21 protein-coding genes are annotated in these 22,214 nt (G+C 73.8%); 14 read left to right on the top strand and 7 right to left on the bottom strand.

All coding sequences use genetic code 11. The annotated features are described in order from the left end of the window. Positions 1–3 precede the first annotated feature (3 nt). From ASD06_RS02455 to ASD06_RS02440, 4 genes are read right to left on the bottom strand one after another with little or no spacing between them, the layout of a single operon-like run. The gene (locus ASD06_RS02455) at positions 4–999 is read right to left on the bottom strand and encodes a MoxR family ATPase (RefSeq protein WP_056672499.1); all 996 of its coding nucleotides are present in this window, start codon (positions 997–999) and stop codon (positions 4–6) included. Next, positions 996–2,162, bottom strand: coding sequence for a DUF4350 domain-containing protein (locus ASD06_RS02450; protein ID WP_056672497.1), 1,167 nt, complete (start codon positions 2,160–2,162; stop codon positions 996–998). The genes ASD06_RS02455 and ASD06_RS02450 overlap by 4 nt, the downstream gene beginning before the upstream one ends. Beyond that, entirely contained in the window at positions 2,159–2,815 is a 657-nt protein-coding gene (locus tag ASD06_RS02445; RefSeq protein ID WP_200941806.1) for a DUF4129 domain-containing protein, read from the bottom strand. Before ASD06_RS02445 ends, ASD06_RS02450 begins: the two co-directional genes overlap by 4 nt. 2 nt (positions 2,816–2,817) lie before the next feature. Next, on the bottom strand, positions 2,818–3,960 hold the full coding sequence (locus ASD06_RS02440; RefSeq protein ID WP_157371443.1) for a glycerophosphoryl diester phosphodiesterase membrane domain-containing protein: 1,143 nt from the start codon (positions 3,958–3,960) through the stop codon (positions 2,818–2,820). A 231-nt stretch (positions 3,961–4,191) separates the two neighbouring features. Between ASD06_RS02440 and mtrA the strand changes: the two genes are divergently transcribed. The 11 genes from mtrA (at position 4,192) to ASD06_RS02385 (ending at position 15,788) form a co-directional block, all read left to right on the top strand. Further along, the gene (gene mtrA / locus ASD06_RS02435) at positions 4,192–4,872 is read left to right on the top strand and encodes an MtrAB system response regulator MtrA (protein ID WP_056672493.1); all 681 of its coding nucleotides are present in this window, start codon (positions 4,192–4,194) and stop codon (positions 4,870–4,872) included. Continuing rightward, positions 4,869–6,533: an MtrAB system histidine kinase MtrB gene (mtrB, locus tag ASD06_RS02430; protein ID WP_200941805.1), complete on the top strand. Its 1,665-nt coding sequence runs from the start codon at positions 4,869–4,871 to the stop codon at positions 6,531–6,533. The genes mtrA and mtrB overlap by 4 nt, the downstream gene beginning before the upstream one ends. Then, on the top strand, positions 6,533–8,317 hold the full coding sequence (locus ASD06_RS02425) for an LpqB family beta-propeller domain-containing protein (protein WP_056672491.1): 1,785 nt from the start codon (positions 6,533–6,535) through the stop codon (positions 8,315–8,317). The genes mtrB and ASD06_RS02425 overlap by 1 nt, the downstream gene beginning before the upstream one ends. After that, on the top strand, positions 8,314–9,003 hold the full coding sequence (locus tag ASD06_RS02420; protein WP_056672490.1) for a phosphoribosyltransferase family protein: 690 nt from the start codon (positions 8,314–8,316) through the stop codon (positions 9,001–9,003). Before ASD06_RS02425 ends, ASD06_RS02420 begins: the two co-directional genes overlap by 4 nt. A 258-nt stretch (positions 9,004–9,261) precedes the next feature. Continuing rightward, the gene (gene hpf / locus ASD06_RS02415; protein ID WP_056672489.1) at positions 9,262–9,975 is read left to right on the top strand and encodes a ribosome hibernation-promoting factor, HPF/YfiA family; all 714 of its coding nucleotides are present in this window, start codon (positions 9,262–9,264) and stop codon (positions 9,973–9,975) included. 43 nt (positions 9,976–10,018) lie between these two features. Continuing rightward, positions 10,019–10,705: a response regulator transcription factor gene (locus ASD06_RS02410; RefSeq protein ID WP_056672488.1), complete on the top strand. Its 687-nt coding sequence runs from the start codon at positions 10,019–10,021 to the stop codon at positions 10,703–10,705. A gap of 2 nt (positions 10,706–10,707) precedes the next feature. Further along, positions 10,708–11,550 carry a DUF3626 domain-containing protein gene (locus ASD06_RS02405; protein WP_200941804.1) on the top strand — a complete coding sequence of 281 codons (843 nt, stop codon included), beginning with the start codon at positions 10,708–10,710 and terminating at the stop codon, positions 11,548–11,550. 53 nt (positions 11,551–11,603) lie between these two features. After that, entirely contained in the window at positions 11,604–12,143 is a 540-nt protein-coding gene (locus tag ASD06_RS02400; RefSeq protein WP_056672487.1) for a DinB family protein, read from the top strand. Between the two features lie 91 nt (positions 12,144–12,234). Beyond that, on the top strand, positions 12,235–12,897 hold the full coding sequence (locus tag ASD06_RS02395) for a zinc ribbon domain-containing protein (protein ID WP_056672486.1): 663 nt from the start codon (positions 12,235–12,237) through the stop codon (positions 12,895–12,897). A gap of 37 nt (positions 12,898–12,934) precedes the next feature. Further along, positions 12,935–14,170: a winged helix-turn-helix domain-containing protein gene (locus ASD06_RS02390; RefSeq protein WP_056672485.1), complete on the top strand. Its 1,236-nt coding sequence runs from the start codon at positions 12,935–12,937 to the stop codon at positions 14,168–14,170. 97 nt (positions 14,171–14,267) lie between these two features. Continuing rightward, on the top strand, positions 14,268–15,788 hold the full coding sequence (locus ASD06_RS02385; protein WP_082537599.1) for a DUF4153 domain-containing protein: 1,521 nt from the start codon (positions 14,268–14,270) through the stop codon (positions 15,786–15,788). Here ASD06_RS02385 and ASD06_RS02380 read toward each other — a convergent pair. Next, positions 15,761–16,708, bottom strand: a complete 948-nt coding sequence (locus ASD06_RS02380; RefSeq protein WP_056672483.1) for a helix-turn-helix domain-containing protein — start codon at positions 16,706–16,708, stop codon at positions 15,761–15,763. The genes ASD06_RS02385 and ASD06_RS02380 overlap by 28 nt on opposite strands. 86 nt (positions 16,709–16,794) lie before the next feature. On the opposite strand from ASD06_RS02380, the gene ASD06_RS02375 reads away from it, so the two are divergent. Next, on the top strand, positions 16,795–17,046 hold the full coding sequence (locus ASD06_RS02375; protein ID WP_056672482.1) for a hypothetical protein: 252 nt from the start codon (positions 16,795–16,797) through the stop codon (positions 17,044–17,046). Positions 17,047–17,108: 62 nt separating this feature from the next. On the opposite strand, the gene ASD06_RS02370 is transcribed toward ASD06_RS02375, so the two are convergent. Continuing rightward, a complete protein-coding gene (locus ASD06_RS02370; protein ID WP_056672481.1) occupies positions 17,109–18,260 on the bottom strand; it encodes a GNAT family N-acetyltransferase in 1,152 nt (383 codons plus the stop codon). Positions 18,261–18,315: 55 nt separating this feature from the next. Between ASD06_RS02370 and ASD06_RS02365 the strand changes: the two genes are divergently transcribed. Then, entirely contained in the window at positions 18,316–18,609 is a 294-nt protein-coding gene (locus ASD06_RS02365) for a GNAT family N-acetyltransferase (protein ID WP_056672480.1), read from the top strand. 92 nt (positions 18,610–18,701) lie between these two features. On the opposite strand, the gene ASD06_RS02360 is transcribed toward ASD06_RS02365, so the two are convergent. Further along, positions 18,702–19,322, bottom strand: a complete 621-nt coding sequence (locus tag ASD06_RS02360; RefSeq protein WP_056672479.1) for a GNAT family N-acetyltransferase — start codon at positions 19,320–19,322, stop codon at positions 18,702–18,704. Positions 19,323–19,449: 127 nt separating this feature from the next. Between ASD06_RS02360 and secA the strand changes: the two genes are divergently transcribed. After that, positions 19,450–22,197, top strand: coding sequence for a preprotein translocase subunit SecA (gene secA, locus ASD06_RS02355; protein WP_056672478.1), 2,748 nt, complete (start codon positions 19,450–19,452; stop codon positions 22,195–22,197). Positions 22,198–22,214: the final 17 nt, after the last annotated feature.

Here is a 22,214-nt window from a genome sequence, read left to right as displayed (position 1 = left end):
CGGTCAGCGCGGTACCGGCACGGACGCCAGCACGCCGTCGAGCACCGAGTCGACCGTGACGCCCTCGAGCTCGGCCTCCGGACGCAGCGACACCCGGTGGCGCAGCGTCGCGCTCGCGAGGGCCTTGACGTCGTCCGGTGAGACGTAGTCGCGGCCGCTGAGCCACGCCCACGCCCGGCTGGTGGCCAGCAAGGCCGTCGCGCCGCGCGGTGAGACGCCGAGGGACAAGGACGGCGAGGTGCGGGTGGCGCGGGCGAGGTCGACGACGTACCCGAGCACATCCGGAGCGACGTGCAGCCTGCGCACCGCGGCGGCGCCGGCGGCGAGGTGGTGGGCGCCGGCCACGGGGCGCACGCCGGCCGCCGCCAGGTCGCTGGGGTCGAAGCCGGCGGCGTGCCGCTGCAGCACCTGCACCTCGTCCTCGCGCGGCGGCAGCGGCATCGTCAGCTTGAGCAGGAAGCGGTCGAGCTGGGCCTCGGGCAGCGGGTAGGTGCCCTCGTACTCCACCGGGTTCTGCGTCGCGCAGACCATGAAGGGGTCGGGCAGCGGCCGCGGCCGGCCGTCGACGCTCACCTGCCGCTCCTGCATGGCCTCCAGCAGCGAGGCCTGCGTCTTGGGGGGAGTGCGGTTGATCTCGTCCGCGAGCAGCAGGTTCGTGAACACCGGCCCCTCGCGGAACGAGAACTCCGCCGTGCGCGCGTCGTACACGAGCGACCCGGTGACGTCGCCGGGCATGAGGTCAGGCGTGAACTGCACGCGGGTCGTCTGCAGGTCGAGTGCGGCCGACAGCGCCCGCACGAGCAGCGTCTTCGCCACGCCGGGGACGCCCTCGAGCAGCACGTGGCCGCGAGCGAGCAGGGCGATGACCAGGCCGGTCACGGCGGCGTCCTGGCCGACCACCGCCTTGGCCACCTCGGCGCGCACGGCCTGCAGCGCACTGCGCGCCTCGTCGTCCGGGCCGTCGGTGCGCTCGCCGGTGGGGGTGGGCTGGTCGGTCACGGTCGCTGTGCCTCTCTCTCCAGGGACTGCAGGTCACGCGCGAGGGTCACCAGGTGCGCGTCGTCGCGCGGGTCGGGGCCCACGAGCAGGGAGCTGACGTCGCCGGCCGGCCTGCGGGTGAGGACGCTCGCCGCCGCCACCACCTGCTCGACGTCGGCGGTGCGCGGCAGGCCGCACCGTACCGCCAGCCGGCGCACGGTCGCGGCGCGCAGCACCTGCGCGGCGCGACCCCGGGCCCGGGCCCGGCGGTAGAGCCGGCCGCGGCCGACCGTGGTCTCGGCCGCCCGCACCACCACGGGCAGCGGCTCGGGCACCAGCCGCCCGAAACGGCGGCCGCGCCACAGCACCAGCACGAGCACGACGACGAGCAGCTGCACGGCGCCGAACCGGACGCCGTCGGGCAGCAGCGAGCTGAGGCTCGCAGGCTCGTCGGACGCGACGCCGTCGAGCGGGTCCGGCGTCCACCACACCACGGTGCGGTGCCGGCCGAGCGTGCCGATCGCGAGCGCCGCGTCGCCGGCGTCGGTGAGTCGGTCGTTGGTGAGCGCCGCGCCTGAGCCGAGCAGCACCGTCGCGCCCCCGCCGGTGCGAGCGAGCTCGACGTACGTCGGCTGGCCGTCGACGCGGTAGCAGGCGGCCACAGGGGCCGCGGCGGCAGCGGCTGGCTGACTGCCGTAGCCGAAACCGCCCAGGACGGCGTCGCCGGCACGCGTCGGCGTCGCGGCCGAGCAGCCGGGTTCGACCACGGCCGGATCGCTGACGGGCGCGGCGCCCACCGGAGCATCGAGGTCGCTCAGCAGGCCGTTGTCGGCGCCCACCACGACGAGCGTCGTGCCGCCGTCAGCCACCAGCTCGCGCAGGTCACCGCCGCGGCCCGGAGCCAGCCGGTCGGGCCGGGCGAGCACGAGCGTGACGTCGGGCGCGGCGGCGTCCACCGCGGCGCGGACGTCGTCGAACCGTCGTGCATCGCGCACCTCGACGCCCTGGCTGCGGAGCACCTGGGCCAGTGCGCGGGCGCCGTCGGGCGCGGGGCTGGTGGGATCGAGCGCGCCCGCACCGGTGGGCCGCGCCAGCAGGACGCCGCTGGCTGTGGCGACGACGATCACGAGCACCACCAGGGCCACCCCGCGCCACGAACGCAGCCGCTGCCGCACGTCGCTCACGCGAGCTCCAGGCGGGCGGCCCGCACGGCGTCGTCGAGTCGGCGCAGCCGGGCGTCGTGCTCGGGCGTGGCCGTCCGGTCGCCGTAGCAGACGTCGTCGAAGAGCCGCGCGCCCGCCGCCAGCTCGTCGGCCAGGGAGGGCAGCGCGGCCGCGGCCTCGGCCGCCGCTTCGTCAGCCGTGCGCCCCGGTCGCTCGTCGAGCACCACGCGCTCTTCGAGGGAGCGCACCACGGCGCGGAACCGCTCGCGTACGGCGTCGGCCCAGCGCCCGGCGTGCGCCGCCTCGTCGGCTCGTGCGCGGTAGGCGGCGGCGTCGAGCGCGCGGCCGGAGAACACCGCCTCGGACGACGCCCGCCGGCCGGGCCCGCGCAGCCGGCCGGTGCGCAGCAGCACCACGGTGACGACCAGCACGACCACCAGCACCAGCAGCACCAATCCGGTGCGCGGGTCGGCGACGAGCGACGACGACACGTCGATGCCCTGCAGGCGCTCGATGACCCACTCGACGAACCGCTGGAGCAGACCGGGCCGGGCCTTGGCGTACACGGGGTCGCTCAGCTCGCGGCGGGCCCACTCGCGCGCCACGTCGCGAGTGGGGTCGACCGGCGGCGCGGTGAGCACCGCGCTGAACGCGGCGCCGGCCAGTGCGTTCACGGTCAGACGGCGCTGGCGGCGCGGGCGAGGGCGACGTCGAGACCCTCGCGGCGGATCCGCAGGTCGATGTAGAGCAGCGAGGTGACGCCGGCGGTGAAGGGTGCGACCACCGCTGAGCCGAGCACACCGCCGAGGTTGGCGATCGCGGTCGCCACGACGAGCTGGGTGGCCTCGGAGGGCTGCGCACCCGCAGCGGCCAGGGCCGCCAGCTGACCCAGCAGGCTGAACGGCAGCTGCAGCAGGCTGGATGCGGCCCACGCGATCGCCGCGCTGAGCAGCAGGATGCCGAAGACCCGCCAGAACGACCCCGCCACCAGCCGCCACGACCGGCGCAGGGCCGCCACCACGCCGAGCTCCTCGAGCAGCAGCGACGGCGCGGCGAAAGCGAGGCGCGTGAACAGCACGACCCCGATCACGACGAGCAGCGGCAGCCCCAGGAACGTAGCCACGACACCCGCCGGCACGGCGACGACGTACAGCAGCGCGACGGGCACCACGACCACGGCGAGCACCACGACCGAGAGGACGCCGGTGAGCACCGAGAGCAGCAGCAGGCGGCCGACGCCGCGCCAGCGCACGCGGTGCAGGACGTCTCCGACGCTGGGGCGCCGTCCGATCACCGCCTCGCTCACGGCGATGATCAGGATGCCGTTGAGCACGGCGAGCGCCAGAGCCTGGAAGACGGCAGGCACCAGGAAGCCGACGACGCCGCCGCTGATGGCCGACGCCACCTGCGCGGAGTCGATGGAGCCCCCGGCCGCCGCGCTGTCGGCGAGGTCGGCGGCGGCCATGAGCTGCGGCACTCCCACGAACAGCAGCGCGGATGACACCACCGCCGCCAGACCAGCGACGAGCGCCGACAGGCCGAACATCACGCGCGGGTTGTGCCGCATGGTCTGCACGGCGCCGTCCAGGATCTCGCCGAGCCCGAGCGGGCGAAGCGGCACCACGCCGGGGCGGGGCGGTTCGGGAGGCGGCAGGTAACCCGGCCCGACCGCCGGGCCCCAGGCAGTGGTCGGCTGACCCCAGCCGGTCGGCGGCGCACCCGCAGGTGGCGGCCCGGGGGACCCGGTCGGCGTGGCCGCCGACGGGGGAGGTCCAGGCACGGAGGAGCCGGGCGGCTGCCACGCCGGCGGCTCGCTCATCTGCTCCCCCTCGGCCTCGGCGGCCCGCTCGTGCGCACCGACGTCGGCGCGCGGTCGGCGGCTGGTGACCGCCGTCTCATGACGGCCACCGACTCAAGACCATCGTGCCATGGTGACCACTCGCGCGGCGGCACCCTGTGGACGATGCGACGCGGTCGCCAGGCGCAGGTGCGACGATGGTGCGGCCGAGGGGCGCGAGGTGAGCCAACGGGACGAAGGAGACGCGAACCGATGAAGGGTCGAGTACTGGTCGTCGACGACGACACGGCGCTGGCCGAGATGCTCGGCATCGTGCTGCGCGGCGAGGGCTTCGACCCGGTGCACTGCGGCGACGGCGAGGCGGCGCTCGCGGCCTTCCGCGACCTGCGCCCTGACCTCGTGCTGCTGGACGTCATGCTCCCGGGCGTCGACGGCATCGAGGTGTGCCGCCGGATCCGGTCGGAGTCCGGCGTCCCCATCGTCATGCTCACCGCCAAGAGCGACACCATCGACGTCGTCGTCGGTCTCGAGTCCGGCGCCGACGACTACGTCGTCAAGCCGTTCAAGCCCAAGGAGCTCATCGCCCGGGTGCGGGCGCGGCTGCGCAGCTCGGGGGAGTCGGCGCCTGAGCGCCTCGACATCGGCGACCTGACCATCGACGTCGCCGGCCACACCGTGACGCGGGGCGGCGAGCCGATCTCCTTGACGCCGCTGGAGTTCGACCTGCTCGTGGCTCTGGCGCGCAAGCCCTGGCAGGTGTTCTCGCGTGAGGTGCTGCTGGAGCAGGTGTGGGGTTACCGGCACGCGGGCGACACGCGGCTGGTCAACGTCCACGTCCAGCGGCTGCGCTCGAAGATCGAGCGTGACCCCGAGCACCCCGAGATCGTGGTGACCGTGCGCGGTGTCGGGTACAAGGCGGGCGCGTCGGGGTGAGGGGGCGGCTGCGCCTGCCGGCGGTGCTCAGCCGGCCGCTGACCGCGGTCCGGCGGCGCTGGCGTCGGTCGCTGCAGCTGCGGGTGGTCGCCGCGACCATGCTGCTCGGGCTGGTCGTCGTGCTGGCGCTCGGCACGCTGCTGCTGCAGCGGATCCAGGCCGGCCTGATCGAGGAGCGGCTGGCGGCGGCGCGGGGGGAGGCGGCGCGCGGCCTGCGGGACGCCCAGGCCCAGCTCGACACGGTCAACGACTCGTCCGGCCTCAACGTGCTGGTCAACGACATGCTGCCGCGGCTCGCGTCGCCCGAGCCGGACGACAGCCGCGACGTGATCCTGCTGCGCGGCCTCGGCAACGACCGCCCGTCGGTGCTGCCCGACCTGAGCTCGCGCGACGTCGACCGCCAGATCATCCCGATGGAGCTGCGCCAGCGCGTCATCGCCTCCGGCCGCCAGGAGGGCCAGTACGTCCGGCTGCGGTACACGGGGTCGAGTCGCAGCACACCCGGCATCGCCATCGGCTCGCGCGTGACGGTGCCGATCGCCGGCGAGTACGAGCTGTACTTCGTGTTCAGCCTCGACCGCGAGCAGGAGACCATCAACCTGGTGCGCCGCAGCCTCATCGGTGGCGGTATCGCGCTGGTGCTCCTGGTCGGCGGGGTGGCGTACATGGTGACCCGGCAGGTCGTGCGGCCGGTGCGCCAGGCCGCCATGGTGGCGCAGCGGCTGTCGTCGGGACGGCTGCAGGAGCGCATGGTGGCGCGGGGAGAGGACGACCTCGCTCGGCTCGCGGCCTCGTTCAACACCATGGCCCACAACCTGCAGAGCCAGATCAGCCAGCTCGAGCACCTCTCGCGCGTGCAGCAGCGGTTCGTCAGCGACGTGTCGCACGAGCTGCGCACACCGCTGACCACGATCCGGATGGCGGGCGACGTCCTGCACGAGGCTCGGGACGACTTCGCCCCTGAGGTGGCGCGCTCGGCCGAGCTGCTGCAGACCCAGCTCGACCGGTTCGAGGCCCTGCTCGGCGACCTGCTCGAGATCAGCCGGATCGACGCCGGCGGTGACCTGCTCGACGTCGAGCCGGTCGACCTGCGCGACCTGGTGTCGCGGGTCGCCGAAGGCGCCGGGCCGCTCACCGAGACCAGCGGCAGCCTGCTCGTCGCTGACCTCTCGTGCGGTCCGGCGGTGGCGGAGGTCGATCCCCGGCGGATCGAACGCATCCTGCGCAACCTCGTGGTGAACGCTCTGGAGCACGGCAACGGCAAGCCGGTGGAGGTGCGGATCGGCTGCGACGAGCACGCCGTCGCGGTGTCGGTGCGCGATCACGGGGTCGGCTTGCGCCCGGGAGAGTCCGCGCTGGTCTTCAACCGCTTCTGGCGCGCCGACCCCTCGCGCGCCCGCACCGTGGGGGGCACGGGTCTCGGCCTGTCGATCGCCATCGAGGACGCCCGGCTGCACCGCGGCTGGCTGCAGGCCTGGGGTGAGCCGGGTGAGGGCTCGTGCTTCCGGTTGACTCTGCCGCGCACGGCGGGCGGCGAGCTGACCTCCTCGCCGCTGCCGCTGGCGCCGCCCGAGGACGAACCCGTCGTCGGGCGTCCCTACCAGCGGCTGCCCGTACGCCCTGCGCCGCTGCTGCCGCCGCCCTGGCCAGGAGCCCGGTGATGCACGCCCTGCGTCACCGCGACCAGTGGACTCGGGCGCTGGGGGGCGCGCTCGCCGCGGTGCTGCTCGCCGTGCTGGCCGCCTGTGGCGGCAGCATGCCCGACTCGGGCCAAGCCGGCGCGGGGCGCGAGATCGGCGACGTGTCCGCCGACCCGTTGCGGGTGGTGCCCGAAGGGCCTGCGCCCGGCGCCGAGCCGGCCGCGGTCGTCAGCGGCTTCCTGCGCGCCGGCGCCGGCTTCGACGACGACCACGCGGTCGCCCGCACGTTCCTCACCGCCCAGGCGTCGTCGGTGTGGAACCCCACCCAGGGCACCGTCATCTACCCCGACGACACCTCCCTGAGCGTCGTGACGCGAACGCGCGGACACGACCGCGAGGTGGTCGTCTCCGCGCCCGTGTGGGCGGTGATCGACGAGCTCGGCCAGCTGGTGCTCGCTCGACCCGGCACCACGACGTCCACGTCGTTCGAGCTCACCCGCACCGACGGCGACTGGCGTGTGAGCACGCTGCAACCCGACCTCGGGCTGTGGATGCCACGCTACGAGTTCGAGCGGGCCTACACGCCGCTGCGGCTCTACTTCGCCGCGACCGGCACGCGGGTGCTGGTGCCCGACCTGCGCTGGTTCGCCGGCCCGCGCGCGGGGCTGGCCACCGAGATGGTCCGGGCGCTGCTCGCGGGCCCGGCGCCCTACCTGCGGGGGGCGGTCACCTCCGGCGCCCCCGGCATGACGACCCTCGGGGTCGACGCCGTCCCCACCTCAGACGGCACGGCGCAGATCGACCTGTCGTCGTCCGCGCTCGCCGCCAGCCCCGAGCAGCGCCAGCAGCTGTGGGCCCAGCTGACCGCCAGCCTGCGCCAGCTGCCGACGGTGAGCGGCATCTCGCTGACCGCCGACGGCGCCGCGTACCCCGTGGCGGGCCTGCCCGACAAGGGTTCGGCCGGTGACCTGGGTTACGCCGAGGACGTGCGGGTGGCCGGGCCCGTCGTCGTGCTGAGCGAGGGGCGCCTGCGCCAGGTCGACCCGGGCACGGGCGCGCTGGCCGGCGCTCCCGCCGGCCGCTACGCGGGGATCGACGTCGGGGGCCTGCGAGCCGTAGCGGCCGGCACTGACGACGACCTGCTGCTCGGCATCGACAGCGGCGGGCGGCGGCTGCTGGCGCTGGCCGCCCAGCAACCTGCCACCACGCTCTACGCGGGCGCGGACCTCACCAACCCCGTGATCGACGTCCACGGCTGGGCCTGGACGGCCGATCGAGCCCGAGCCGGCGCGCTCGCCGTGGTGGCGTCGACGTCGTCGACGGCGGCCTCAGCGGGGCAGACCAGCGCCGCCCGGCTGCTGCGGCCGGGGTGGCTCAGCGGACGCCGCGTGCTGGCGCTCGACGTCTCGCGCGACGGGTCGCGCCTGGCCGTGGTCTCGGCCACGAGCGGCGGCCCGAGCCGCCTGGACGTCGCCGGCATCGTCCGCGACAGCACGGGCCGGCCCACCAGCCTGGCCCCACCGCGCAGCGCCGCCCGCTCGCTCCCCAGCGTCCGCGACGTCTCGTGGGCCGACCGCACCAACCTGGCCGTGCTGGCCGGTCCACCTGGTGCGGCCCAGCCGTACCAGGTCGAGGTGGGGGGCCTGGTGGGCGCGCTGCCGCCGGTGCAGGACCCCGTGACGATCAGCGCTGGTGACGGCCTGCGCGCCGTGTACGTCGTCACCGGCTCCGGGCGCGTGCTCGTGCGCACCGGCAACGGCTGGCGCCCCCTCGGGCCCGGGACGTCCGTCACGATCCCGCAGTGACCTGGCGGGGTCTCGCCGGGGCCCTGGAGGCAGCCGCCGACCTCGTCCTGCCGCGATCGTGCGCCGGCTGCGGTGCGGCCGCGACGCGCTGGTGCCCCGGCTGCGCCGCGAGCCTCGCCGACCCACCACCCGCACGCGTGCTGGCCGACGGCACCAGCGTGTGGTCAGCGGCTCGCTACGAGGGCGTCGTGAGAGACGCCGTGAACGCCTGGAAGGACCGCGACCGGGCCGACGTCACCGACGTCCTGGCCCACGCCGTGGCGACGGCGTACGCCGGCAGTGGCCTGGCCGCCGCCGCGCTCGTGCCGGTGCCGTCGACCGCCGCCGCGCGGCGCCGCCGCGGCCGCGCCCCGGTCGACGACCTCTCGCGCCGGGTGGTGCGCGGGCTGCGACGCGGCGGCGCGGACATCGGCCTGTGGCCCGTGCTGCGGGTGCGCCGGCGGCTGGCCGACCAGTCCGGGCTGACCGCCGCCGCGCGGGCGGTGAACGTCCACGCCGCCCTGCACGTCCCGGCGGCCGTGGCCGCGCGCACGCGCGGGGCCACGGTGGTGCTCGTCGACGACGTCGTCACCAGCGGCGCGACCCTGGTCGAGGCGGCCCGCGCGCTGCGCGCGGCCGGCGCCGACGTGTCGGGTGCCGTCACGCTCGCGACCACTGAGCGTCACCGGCGCGGCGCGTCCGGGTGACCTCGCGCGCGCCACGAGAATCGCCCCCTCCTTGGCTGCCACAGCGAGCGTTCCTGGCGTACGGTCAAGGCATGGGTCCGCGGACCACCGCCTGGGTCTCCAGGTGCCCGCACCACCCGAGCTCCACGGGAGCTCGCCGGGGGTGGTGCCGCGGCTGAGCGCGGGCGTGAGCAGCCCATCCCCATCGCAGTCACCGTCCAACGCGCGTCACGACCGTCCGGTAGTGGGCGGTCGGGCGCGTCGATGAGGAGGTCCATCGTGGAGATCGTGGTCACCGGCCGGCACGTCGAGGTCAAGGAGCGGTTCCGCCGCCACCTGCAGGAGAAGCTGGCCAAGGTGCCGCAGCTTGCTCCGCGGATCCAGCGACTCGACGTGGTGATCTCGCACGAACCCAACAAGCGGCAGACCGACAGCTGCGAACGCGTCGAGATCACCTGCATCGGCAAGGGTCCTGTCGTGCGCGCGGAGGCGGCAGCCGACGACGCGTACGCGGCACTCGACTGCGCCTACGCCAAGCTGCTCGAGCGGCTGCGGCGCGCACACGACCGCAAGGTGGTCAAGCGCCGGCGCGGCGCCGAGTCCCTGGCCCAGGCCGCGGCCCGCCTGGCCCCACCGGCCGACCTCAGTCCCGAGCCGGAGCAGGAGGGCGAGGGCCCGACGTCCGAGCTCGACGACAGCCCGGTGCAGATCCGCGAGAAGGTGCACGCCGCCGTACCCATGACGCTCGAGCAGGCGCTGTACGAGATGGAGCTCGTCGGACACGACTTCTACCTGTTCTGTGACGCCGAGAGCCGTCGTCCCAGCGTGGTGTACCGGCGGCGCGGGTGGGAGTACGGCGTGCTGCACCTGGACGTCGACCACAGCGCTGTCGCTGGCGGCCCAGCCAGCAGCAACGGCACGTCCAGCAGCAACGGCGTGCACGCCGCGCCCACGACGGCGGGCGACGACTACCCAGCAGTAGCGGCCGGGTGATGGTCGGCCCGTAGACTGTCCTGGTCGCCGGACCTCCGGCTGACTGATTGGGGGTCCGGTGACCGAGGGCGAGTCCATCCGGGTGTTGGTCGCTGACGACCACGCCCTCTACCGGCGTGGGCTGGAGATGGTGCTCAGCGCCGAGGAAGGCATCGAGATCGTCGGCGAGGCCGGTGACGGTGCCGAGGCGATTCGCCGCGTCGAGGAGCTTCTGCCCGATGTCGTCCTCATGGACATCCGCATGCCCCGCCGCTCGGGCATCGAGGCCTGTACCGCCATCAAGGACGTCGTGCCGTCGACCAAGATCGTGATCCTCACGATCTCCGACGAGGAGTCTGACCTCTACGAGGCGGTGCGCGCCGGGGCCAACGGCTACCTGCTCAAGGACGTGCCGGGCGAGGAGATCGCGGCCGGCATCCGCGCCGTGGCCGAGGGCCAGTCACTCATCAGCCCGTCGATGGCGAGCAAGCTGCTCACCGAGTTCGCGGCGATGATCAAGAAGAGCGAGGAGCGCCCGCAGCTGCCGGTGCCGCGGCTCACCGACCGCGAGCTCGAGGTGCTCAAGCTGGTCGCGCGCGGCCTGGCGAACCGCGACATCGCCAAGGAGCTCTTCATCAGCGAGAACACCGTGAAGAACCACGTGCGCAACATCCTCGAGAAGCTGCAGCTGCACTCGCGCATGGAGGCGGTCGTGTACGCCGTGCGCGAGAAGATCCTCGACCTCGGCTAGCCGTGACCGGGCTGGGTCCGCGCCAGCGGCGGGCGCTAGAGCACGTCACCGCGCTCTCTCGGGGAGCGCCGCTCGGCCCCGGCCTGCGCGTGACGCTGCACTTCCACCCCGACCGGCTCGTGGGGGAGCGGCTCGTCCTCGAGGCGCTCGCGGACGACGGCCGGTATCGCTCGCAGTTCGAGACCGGCACGAGCAACGGCGGCCTCACAGCCCACCCCGGCGGCGACCGCTGGCGCTGGGAGAGCCGGATGTTCGGTGGCGCGTACGACGACGCGTCGGCGAGCCAGCGGCCGGTGTACGGCGCCCTCAACCACCGCGGCCGCCCCGAGGGAGGATCGCTGCGCTTCGGGTCGTCGCACCTGCGGCTTCGCCCAGAAGTCTTGCAGCGCAGCACCTTCTGCTTCCCCGACAGCGTCTACGAACCCGAGATCGTCGGCACGGCGGCGGCCATGGAGCTCGGCGAGGTGGTCGATGCCGCCGCCCACAGCGACGACCCGCTCGACGACTACGTCGAGGCCCAGGTGCACGGCCCGGTGCGGCTCGATCGCGACGCCGAGGCGCTCGTGCTCGACCCGTGCTACAGGGCGACGGCGGTCGAGGACATCGCGCGCCGGCTGCCGTGCGCCGTGGAGTGGCACTGCGGGCGCCGGCTCCCCGTGAGCGAGCTCGAACGGCACCCCGAGTACCGCGGGCCCGAGTTCGTGGAGCTGGGCGCTCGCATCGCCGACGGCGGGTGGCTCGACGGCCGCGTCATCGGGGACGCCGCCCGCACCGGGCAGCACGACCCGCAGGCGCTCAAGCGGGTGTGGCACTACGTCGCGCGCTTCGGTGGCCCGTCGGTCTGAAGCCGTGCGAAACGCGGTGTCGCGCTGTCGGTGGGGTGGTGCAGGATCACCAGATGACCTGGACCGCGCCCCCAGCCGAGTACGCCACCAACCTGCTCACCGGCACCGAGCGAGAGCAGCTCGAGAGCTGGCTCGACACGCATCGGCAGACGCTCCTGTGGAAGTGCGAGGGCCTGACCGAGCAGCAGCTCAAGACGCCGGCGAGCCCGCCGTCGACCCTGACCCTGCTCGGGCTGGTGCGGCATCTGGCCGACTGCGAGCGCTGGTGGTTCCAGAAGATCGCGGCCGGGCTTGACGTCCCCGACCTGTACGGCACGGACGACGACCCTGACGCCGACCTCGACGCGTACGCCGCCGCCGACGCCGCGGCCGACCTCGAGACCTTCCGGCAGGAGGTGGTCGCGGCGCGCGAGGCGACGGCCGGGTTGTCGCTCGACCACGTCGTGCGCTCGCCTCGGGGCAACGACATGAACCTGCGCTGGATCTACGTCCACATGATCGAGGAGTACGCCCGACACAACGGCCACGCCGACTTCCTGCGCGAGCAGCTCGACGGCACGACCGGCGACTTCCCGCCGCACGCCCGAGACTGACTGGCGGGGCTCGGCCGCTAGCATGCACGCGCGTCCCGTCGGGGGGCCGCGCCGGCCGATCGACCGGATCTCCTGCGGCAGAAGGCCTACCGTGAGCTCTGAGGTTCGTTTTGCCAACAACTACCGAGACCTGTGCCAACGTGACGGCACCGGTGCGGGCTTCCAGTTCGAGTTCTACTGCGAGCTCTGCCTGGACACGTGGCGCTCGCCGTTCGAGCCGTATCGCGCGGCCCGCGCCTCGGGTTGGCTGCGCCAGGCGGGCAGCTTCGCCGGCGGCCTGCTCGGCGGAGCGGGCGGGCAGGTCGACGACGCCGTCGAGGGGGTGGCGAACGCCGGGTACGGCGTCGCGCGCGACAAGGCGTTCAGCCGGGCGATCGCGCAGGCGCAGGAGCACTTCCACCGCTGCGCCCGCTGCCACGAGTACGTGTGCGACCGGTGCTGGGGTGCCGAGCAGGGGCTGTGCGTGCAGTGCGCTCCTGACGTGGCTGTCGAGGTCGAGACCGAGCGGCACCGCGGCACGCTCGACGCGGCGCGCGAGGCGGCGTACGTCGTCGGCGAGGGGCGGGGCGCTCAGGTCGACGTCGCCACCGACCACCAGCTGGTCTGCCCGGCCTGCTCCGCCGAGGCGCACGGCGCCAAGTTCTGCCCGCAGTGCGGCCAGCGGCTCGCCAGCCTGGCCGCGTGCTCCTCGTGCCACACCGAGCTGCCCGCGGGCAGCCGGTTCTGCCCCGAGTGCGGGACGCCCGCCGGCTGAGCGCGCTGCTGTCGGTGGCGTGCGGGAGCATCGGCGCATGACGACGCGACTCACGGTGCCGGCAGCCCGCCGGATCGCCCTGGCCGCGCAGGGCTTCGGCGAGGGGCGCCCGTCCGGTCAGGTCACGACGCGACAGGTGCAGCGCGTCATCGACCGGCTCGGCATCGTGCAGATCGACAGCGTCAACGTGCTCACCCGCAGCCAGTACCTGCCGTTCTTCTCGCGCCTCGGCCCGTACGACACCGCCCTGCTCGATCGAGCGCGTGATCGTCGTCCGCGCCGGCTCGTGGAGTACTGGGCGCACGCCGCGAGCCTGGTGCAGCCGTCGACCATTCCCTTGCTGCGCTGGCGGATGGCGCGGGCGCGCGAGGAGGCGTGGGGCGGCATGCGTCGGGCCGAGCAGGACCACCCCGGCCTCACCGAGGTGATCCTCGCGCAGGTGCGCGAGCGCGGGCCGCTCACGGCCGTCGAGCTCGAGCAGGCCATCGCCCACGACGCGCCGCGCGAGCGCACCGAGTGGGGGTGGAACTGGTCGGTGGTCAAGCGGCTCCTCGAGCTGCTCTTCTGGGCGGGCGAGGTCACCTCGGCCGGTCGCAACAGCCAGTTCGCGCGGCTGTACGACCTCCCCGAACGCGTGCTGCCGCCCGAGGTGTGGCAGGCGCCGACCCCAGGTGACGACGACGCGCACCGCGAGCTCGTCGCGATCTCGGCCCGCGCCTTCGGCGTCGCCACCGAGGCCGACCTGCGCGACTACTTCCGGCTGAGCGCCGAGGCCACCGCTCGCGCCGTGGCTTCCCTCGTGGCGGACGGAGAGCTGCAAACGGTGGAGGTCGAGGGCTGGCGGCGTCCGGCGTACCTGCACACCGACGCGCGGCGGCCCCGACGGGTCGAGGCTCGCGCACTGGTCACGCCGTTCGACTCCCTCGTCTGGGAGCGGGCGCGCACGCTGGCGCTGTTCGGGTTCGACTACCGCATCGAGATCTACGTTCCCGCGCCGCGCCGCCGCTTCGGCTACTACGTCCTGCCGTTCCTGCTCGGGGACGCTCTCGTGGGCCGGGTCGACCTCAAGGCCGACCGCCAGGCCGACGGTGGCGCCGGCGTCCTGCGCGTGCAAGCTGCGTGGGCCGAGGCCGGTGCGCCGTCGCACACTCCGGCTGCGCTGGCCGACGAGCTGGTGCTCATGGCGCACTGGCTGGGCCTGCAGCGGGTCTGCGTCACCGGCCCGGGCGACCTCGCCCCCGCGTTGAGCGAGCAGCTCCTGCTGCGCGGCTGACCGGCGAGCCGCACCTCAGCGGCCCTCCACCGAACCTGCACCGAACCACCGCTGGGACGCCGACACCTGACCTCGCGCGGTCCCTAGCGTTCCGGCCATGTCGTCGACGTCCGCGCCCGTCCCCGTCCCACCCGCTGCTCGCCGACCGGTTCCCGTGCCGTGGCTGGCCGAGCCCGCTCGCCGGTTCTGGGCGGCGCAGCGGACGCCGGCGCCGACCTGGGTGCTTGCGACCAGCGCCGGCGTCGGCTGCGCTGCTGGTGGCCTCGTGGCCGGCCATCGTCCGGGTCTCGGCTTCGCACTCGCCGGTTTGCTCGTCTGGGCCGTCGCCGCACCAAACCTGCTGCGCCACAGGGCTTTTGGTCAGCTCTGGCTCGCGTCGCTCTCGGTGCTGCTGTGCGGCGTGGTCGCGCTGCGCGACGCGGCGTGGGTCGCGTCGCTGTCGGTGCTCGCCGCCATGGGCACGGCAGCCGTTGCGGCGACGTCCGCGCGTTCGGCCGGGGGCGTGCTGCTGAGCGCTCCGGCCTGGGTGGCGGGTGCGGTGCGCGCGGTGCCGTGGCTGGGTCGGCGGGCGAACGCCCTCTCGCACGGGCGCAGCGAGAGCCTCGTGCGCGCCCTGGGCGCGGTGAGCCTCACGGCCCTGCTGCTCGTGGTGTTCGGTGCCCTGTTCGCCAGTGCCGACGCGGTCTTCGCCAGCTACCTCCCGCGTCCGGACCTTCACCTGCTGCCGGCTCAGGCGGCCGTGGCGCTGCTCGCATCGGTGGCCTGCGCCACCAACGGCCAGCTCGTGTCGGCCCCGCCGCCCACTGCTGAGCTGCGTGCGCCCGCGGGCGGCCCGTCGACCCGCTGGGCCTGGGCCCTTCCCGTGACGGCGCTAGCCGCGCTGGTCTGGGCCTTCGTGCTGGTTCAGGTCGCCGCGCTCGTGGGTGGTCACCGCTACGTCGACGCGACGGCGGGGTTGACCTACGCCGAGTACACGCGCCAGGGGTTCGCCCAGCTGGTCGTGGCGACGGCGCTGACGCTGGTGGTCGTCGCCGTGGCGGTCCGTCACGCGCCCCGTGCGTCGGCGGCCGACCGGCTGGTCGTGCGCGCGTCGCTCGGGGCCCTGTGCGTCGGCACGCTCGGCGTGGTCGCGTCGGCGCTGCGGCGCGTCGACCTGTACGTCGAGGCGTTCGGCTTGACCCGCCTGCGGCTGCTCGTGGTCTTCGGTGAGGTGGCCTTGGGGGCGATCGTGGTGCTCGTCCTGGTGGCGGGTGTCCGGTGGAGCGGTGGGTGGCTGCCGCGGGCCGTGGTGGGCGTGGCCAGCGTGAGCATGCTGGCCTTGGCGGCCGTGAACCCGGACGCCCAGATCGTGCGGTACAACGCGAGCGCCACCGCTCAGGGCCGGCTCGATGTCACGTACTTGCAGGGCCTGTCGGCCGACGCTGTGCCGGCCGCTGACGCCTTGGCCGAGCCGATGCGCTCCTGCGTGCTGGCGGGGCTCGGGCGCTACGGGCCGCAGGAGGTGGCCGGCTGGAACTTCGGTCGCGCCCGAGCGCGGGCGGCAGGGGTCCCGACATCGTCCGGCCTGGCGTGCACGAACGTCGCGAGCGCTCAGGCGGCGCAGAACGACCGGCGGTAGTCGGCGGGCGAGACGCCGACGGCCTTGCGGAAGTGGTGACGCAGCAGGGCGGCTGAGCCGAAGCCGCACTCGGCCGCGATCGCGTCGACGCCGAGCGAGGTCTGCTCGAGCAGGCGGCGGGCGAGCAGCACGCGCTGCGTGGTGAGCCAACGGTGCGGCGTCGTGCCGGTCTCGGCGACGAAGCGGCGGGCGAACGTGCGCTGCGACAGGTGGGCGCGCCGGGCCAGCGAGTCGATGGTGTGCTCGGCGCCCAGCTCACTCACCACCTCGTCGAGCAGCGGCTGCAGGCTGTCGGCGTCCGGCGGCAGTGGCTGCTCGATGAACTGCCGTTGGCCGCCGTCGCGCTGGGGCGGCACGACCATGCGTCGGGCGATGGCGGTGGCGGCCGCGCTGCCCACCTCTCGGCGCACCAGGTGCAGGCAGGCGTCGATGCCGGCCGCGGTTCCCGCGCTGGTGACCAGGTCGCCGTCGTCGACGAAGAGCACGTCCGGGTCGAGCCGCGCGGTCGGGCAGCGCTCGGCGAGCTCGTGCACGTGGCGCCAGTGGGTGGTGCAGGGGCGCCCGTCGAGCAGGCCCGCGGCACCGAGCAGGAAGGCGCCACTGCACACCGAGAGCAGGATCGCGCCGTCGCGGTGGGCCTGCCGCAGGGCCTCGAGCACCGCTGCCGGGTAGTCGTCGCGCACCCGTGCCGCCGGGACAGCGACGAGGTCGGCGCCGGCGACGGCCTCCAGGCCGTGGGTCGGCACGATCTGGGCACCGACGCCCGTCGGGAGCGGCGCGCCGGGCCGCTCACCGCACACGCGGAACTCGAAGGCCGGCACACCCTCGTCGGTGCGGTTGATGCCGAAGACCTCGCACAGCACGCCGAACTCGAACACCGCGCAGTCCTCGACGAGAACGACGGCGACGGTGCGGATCACCCGCCCACGGTACTTGGCAGGATCTTTCTGCACAACGCCCCTACTGCCACTCGTGGCTGGATGTTTACGAGCGCAGCATGAATGCCATGACGACTGCACTGGTTCTCATCATCCTCGTCCTGGCCGCGGTGGCCGTCGTCCGGCAGCTCGGCGCCAACCACCGCCGGGTGACCGCCTGGCCGGCCCTCGATGACGCCCGTGACCGCGACGCGGCGCGCGTGCGGGGCGACCTCGCGGCGACGAGGCCGGCCCCCGTGCGCGGCCTGGCGCGCCCCCGCGTCGTGACCGGTGAGGTCACCGGACGACGCACCGCACCGCCCGCTGCCCACGCGGCCTGACCGCAGCGCACCGCGCCGCACCGCACCGCCACCCCACCGCACACCCCACCGGGGCTGCGGCGTCAGATCTCGGTGGCCAGCAGGTCGTAGAGCACGTGGTCATCGCGCGAGCCGTCGCGCAGCAGGTCGCTCCCGCGGGCGAGGCCCACCCGCACCAGCCCGGCCGCCTGGGCCACCCGGTTCGAGGCGACGTTGCCGGCAGCCGCACGCAGCGACACGCGGTGGTGGCCGAGGCCGCCGTCCTCGTACGGCAGCAGCGTGTGCCGGGCGACCAGCCGGGCCGCCTGGGTCATGACGCCCCGCCCGCGAGCGTCCGGGTGAGCCCAGTACCCGATCTCGGCCTCGCTGAGCGGGGCGTCGAGCCGCATCACCGAGATCGCGCCCAGGCACTGGTCGTCCGTGGCGTCGGCGACGCACCAGTACACGCCGCGACCGGCCGCGTGCTCCTCCTCGCGGCTGCGGATGTACCACTGGGCGTCGGCCACGGTGTACGGCGACGGCAGCTGAGCGAGCCAGTGCTGGGTGCGCGGGTCGCTGCACGCCTCGGCGACCCGGGCGGCGTCGTCCTCGCGCCAGGGCCGCAGCACGACGTGCTCGCCGGTGAGCACGGCGGCGTCGAGCCAGGGGCTCGCAGGCGCCATGGGCTCGCCACGCACCAGCGATCCCACCCACGAGTCGCGGCGCTCGCCGCGCTGGTGGCCGAAACCGCGCACCACGCCCTCGACCCGGAACCCGCACGCCCACGCCACCCGCCGCGACGGCCAGTTGCCGACGTACGCCTCCCAGTGCACGACGTCGAGCCCCGCGCCGCCGTCGGTCTGCGCGGCGAACGCCCACTCCAGCAGCAGGCGCACGGCCCGGCTCATGACGCCCCGACCACGCGCCCACGAGGCGAGGCTGAAGCCCAGGCCGCCCGCGCCGTTCGACCGCCGCAGCGACACGCTGCCGGCGAAGCGCGGGCGGCCGGTGGCGTCGTCCACGGCCTCGACGGCGAACGACACGGTGCCCTCGTGCAGGTTCGGCGCGTGCCCGGCCACGAAGGCCTCGGCGTCGGCGCGCGTGTACGGCGCGGGCACCGTGGTCCAGGCCTGCGTCTCGGCGTCCTGGCACGACGCCAGCACGTCGTCGACGTCGGCGGGTCGGTGCGGGCGCAGGGTGATGCGGTCGGGGTCCGCGCCGTCGGTGAGGGTGGGCGTCTGCTCGGGGATCTGCACCGCCCCACCCTCGCCTGCGCTCGCGGTGGCCCGCAAACCGATTGAGGATGGGGTCATGAGCACTGCGACGACCCAGGTGACCGACCAGCCGAACCACGGACGCTTCGAGGCCACGGTGGACGGCGAGCACGCCGGCTACGCGTACTACCGCCGCGAGAACGGCGTCGTGACGTTCACCCACACCGAGGTCGAGGACGCCTACGAGGGGCAGGGCGTCGGCTCGCAGCTCGTGGCGCACGCGCTCGACGTCGTGCGCACGGCCGGCGAGGTGGTGCGTCCCGAGTGCCCCTTCGTGCGCGAGTACATCGAGCGCCACCCCGACTACCACGACCTCCTGTCGACCACCTGATGTTGATCACGTTAAGTGGGCGGGCTGTCACTTCCCGAGGGGTGCAACCCTCGGCAAGTGGCATGTCACCCACATAACGTGATCAACGGGGGTCAGGGGCGCCAGCGGCCGTGGAGGCAGACGGCGTGCCGGACGACGGGCGCGCCCGGGTGCGCCTTGAGCGGCAGGAACGCCTCGCGGCGGCCCTCGACGGCGAAGCCGGCCCGCAGCGCGACGCGGCACGACCCCTCGTTCTCGACCGCGTGGTCGAGCTGCACGCGGCGGACGTCGCCGCCGTCCGGTGCGAGCAGCCAGTCGGACAGCAGGCGCAGCGCCCGGCTCGCCACGCCGCGGCCCCGAGCGGCGGGTGCGACGCCGTACCCCACGTCGAGCACCGAGAACTGGGGGAGCGGGTGGTCGTTGCGCCAGTCGATGGCGCCGAGCACCACCGCAGGGTGGGCGACGTCGACCACCGCGAAGGAGTTGGGCAGCCCCTCGGTGGCAGCGGACTGAGCGCGCGCCACCCGCTCGGCGCACTGCGCGGCATCCGGCGCGTCGAACACCGGCGACCACCGCCGCATGTCCGGGTCGGCCTGCAGCGCGAGCAGCTGCGGGACGTCATCCGGCTCCCAGACGCGCAGCGCCACGACGTCGTCACGCACGCCCCCGGACGGCCAGCGCCCCCGCGCGGGCGTCGTCGCGTCGTCCTGCGGCCCGCCATCGCGCTCGCGCATGGCGGCAGTATGTCCGACCTCGCCGCGGTGCTGCGTACGATGGGCGTGGCCCGCCCCCTGCGGGCCGGTGCTGCGTCACGCCGTCACCCGGCCGTCGCGGCTGCACCCGACCCACAGGAGACATCGCGTGCCGAAGATCGTCGAGAAGCTGCTGCGAGCTGGCGAGAAGCGACAGGTCAAGAAGCTGCACGGCCTCGCGATGCAGGTCAACGCTCTCGAAGAGGACTTCGTCCGGCTGAGCGACACCGAGCTGCGCGAGGAGACCGAGCGGTTCAAGGCTCGGCTCGCCGACGGCGAGGACATCGACGCCCTGCTGCCGGAGGCCTTCGCCGTGGTGCGCGAGGCGGCCAAGCGCACGCTGGGCCAGCGGCACTTCGACGTCCAGCTCATGGGCGGCGCGGCGCTGCATCTCGGCAACATCGCGGAGATGCGCACCGGTGAGGGCAAGACGCTCGTGGCGACGGCGCCGGCGTACCTCAACGCGCTCACCGGCAAGGGCGTGCACGTGGTCACGGTCAACGACTACCTCGCTGAGTACCAGTCCGAGCTGATGGGCCGCGTGCACCGGTTCCTCGGGCTCACCACCGGCTGCATCCTGTCGTCGATGAACCCGGCGCAGCGCCGCGAGATGTACGCCTGCGACATCACCTACGGCACCAACAACGAGTTCGGCTTCGACTACCTGCGCGACAACATGGCGTGGAGCGCCGACGAGCTCGTGCAGCGCGGTCACCACTTCGCCATCGTCGACGAGGTCGACTCGATCCTCATCGACGAGGCCCGCACGCCGCTCATCATCAGCGGCCCGGCCGACCAGCCCACCAAGTGGTACGTCGAGTTCGCGCGCATCGCCCAGCGGCTGCAGCGCGACCGCGACTACGAGGTCGACGAGAAGAAGCGCACGGTCGGCGTCCTGGAGTCCGGCATCGAGCGGGTCGAGGACTACCTCGGCATCGACAACCTCTACGAGAGCGCCCACACCCCCCTCGTCGGCTACCTGAACAACGCCGTGAAGGCCAAGGAGCTGTTCAAGAAGGACAAGGACTACGTCGTGATGAACGGCGAGGTGCTCATCGTCGACGAGCACACCGGCCGCATCCTGGCCGGCCGCCGCTACAACGAGGGCATGCACCAGGCGATCGAGGCCAAGGAAGGCGTCGAGATCCAGAACGAGAACCAGACGCTCGCCACGATCACGCTGCAGAACTACTTCCGCATGTACGACAAGCTCGGCGGCATGACGGGCACCGCCCTCACCGAAGCCGCGGAGTTCAACCAGATCTACGAGCTCGGCGTCATCGAGATCCCCACCAACCGGCCGATGGTGCGCAAGGACCAGGCCGACCTGGTCTACCGCACCGAGGAGGCCAAGTTCGCGGCCGTCGTCGACGACATCGTCGAGCGGCACCGTGAGGGGCAGCCGGTGCTGGTGGGCACCACGAGCGTCGAGAAGAGCGAGTACCTCTCGCAGCAGCTGCGCAAGCGCGGTGTCTCGCACGAGGTGCTGAACGCCAAGCACCACGAGCGCGAGGCCGCGATCGTGGCGCAGGCCGGGCGCAAGGGCGCCGTCACGGTCGCCACCAACATGGCCGGCCGCGGCACCGACATCATGCTGGGCGGCAACGCCGAGTTCATGGCCGTCGCGGCGCTCAAGCAGGCCGGGCTCGACCCCGTCGACTCGCCCGAGGAGTACGAGGCAGCCTGGCCCGCCGCGCTCGAGAACGCCAAGAAGGCCGTGCAGCGCGAGCACGACGAGGTCACCGAGGCCGGTGGGCTCTACGTGCTCGGCACCGAGCGCCACGAGTCGCGGCGCATCGACAACCAGCTGCGTGGTCGTTCGGGTCGCCAGGGTGACCCGGGGGAGAGCCGGTTCTACCTGTCGCTGCAGGACGACCTCATGCGCCTGTTCAACGCCGGGCTGGTCGACCGCGTCATGTCGACGTCCGGCATCGGCGACGACACGCCCATCGAGTCGAAGATGGTGTCGCGCTCGATCGCCTCGGCGCAGAGCCAGGTCGAGGGCCAGAACTTCGAGATCCGCAAGAACGTCCTGAAGTACGACGACGTGCTCAACCGCCAGCGCGAGGTCATCTACGCCGAGCGCCGTCGCGTGCTGCACGGCGAGGACCTGCACGAGCAGGTGCGCCACTTCATCGACGACGTGGTCACCGGCTACGTCACCGAGGCGACGTCCGACGGCTTCGCCGAGGACTGGGACCTCGAGCAGCTGTGGACGGCGCTGCGCTCGCTCTACCCCGTCGGCATCACCATCGAGGAGCTGCTCGAGGAGTCCGGCGGTCGCCAGGGCCTGACGGCCGACATGCTGTTGTCGGAGCTGAAGTCCGACGCGCAGGTGGCCTACGACCAGCGCGAGGCGTCGCTCGGCGCGGAGGTCACGCGCGAGCTCGAGCGCCGTGTGGTGCTGAGCGTGCTCGACCGCAAGTGGCGCGAGCACCTCTACGAGATGGACTACCTGCAGGAGGGCATCGGCCTGCGCGCCATGGCCCAGCGCGACCCGCTCGTGGAGTACCAGCGCGAGGGCTTCCTGCTGTTCGGCGCCATGAACGAGGCGATCAAGGAGGAGTCGGTCGGCTACCTGTTCAACCTCGAGGTGCAGGTCGAGGGCGAGCCGACCGCCGAGGCGGAGGCCGCCGAGGAGCACCCGCAGATCGTCGCCAAGGGTCTCGGCGAGGTGCATCGTCCGGCGCAGCTGCAGTACTCCGCGCCGACGGTGGACGGCGAGGGCGGCGTCGAGGTGCGCGGCGAGGACGTCGCCGGCGGCGACACCGAGGGCGCCTACCCCGGCACGCCGAAGAACGCCCCCTGCCCGTGCGGGTCCGGCAAGAAGTACAAGCGCTGCCACGGCGCGGCCTGAGGACGTGACCGCCTCGG

The sequence above is a fragment of the Angustibacter sp. Root456 genome, assembly GCF_001426435.1.
Lineage (GTDB): Bacteria > Actinomycetota > Actinomycetes > Actinomycetales > Angustibacteraceae > Angustibacter.
Note: the sequence above shows the minus strand (reverse complement) of the source record. Positions and strands in the feature narration are given on the sequence as shown.

Excerpts from the sequence above, each read along its gene's own strand:
- ASD06_RS02440 (WP_157371443.1), bottom strand. The coding sequence starts at position 3,960 with ATGAGCGAGCCGCCGGCGTGGCAGCCGCCCGGCTCCTCCGTGCCTGGA.
- mtrA (WP_056672493.1), top strand. The coding sequence starts at position 4,192 with ATGAAGGGTCGAGTACTGGTCGTCGACGACGACACGGCGCTGGCCGAG.
- ASD06_RS02425 (WP_056672491.1), top strand. The coding sequence starts at position 6,533 with ATGCACGCCCTGCGTCACCGCGACCAGTGGACTCGGGCGCTGGGGGGC.
- ASD06_RS02400 (WP_056672487.1), top strand. The coding sequence starts at position 11,604 with ATGACCTGGACCGCGCCCCCAGCCGAGTACGCCACCAACCTGCTCACC.
- ASD06_RS02390 (WP_056672485.1), top strand. The coding sequence starts at position 12,935 with ATGACGACGCGACTCACGGTGCCGGCAGCCCGCCGGATCGCCCTGGCC.
- ASD06_RS02385 (WP_082537599.1), top strand. The coding sequence starts at position 14,268 with ATGTCGTCGACGTCCGCGCCCGTCCCCGTCCCACCCGCTGCTCGCCGA.
- ASD06_RS02375 (WP_056672482.1), top strand. The coding sequence starts at position 16,795 with ATGACGACTGCACTGGTTCTCATCATCCTCGTCCTGGCCGCGGTGGCC.
- ASD06_RS02365 (WP_056672480.1), top strand. The coding sequence starts at position 18,316 with ATGAGCACTGCGACGACCCAGGTGACCGACCAGCCGAACCACGGACGC.
- ASD06_RS02360 (WP_056672479.1), bottom strand. The coding sequence starts at position 19,322 with ATGCGCGAGCGCGATGGCGGGCCGCAGGACGACGCGACGACGCCCGCG.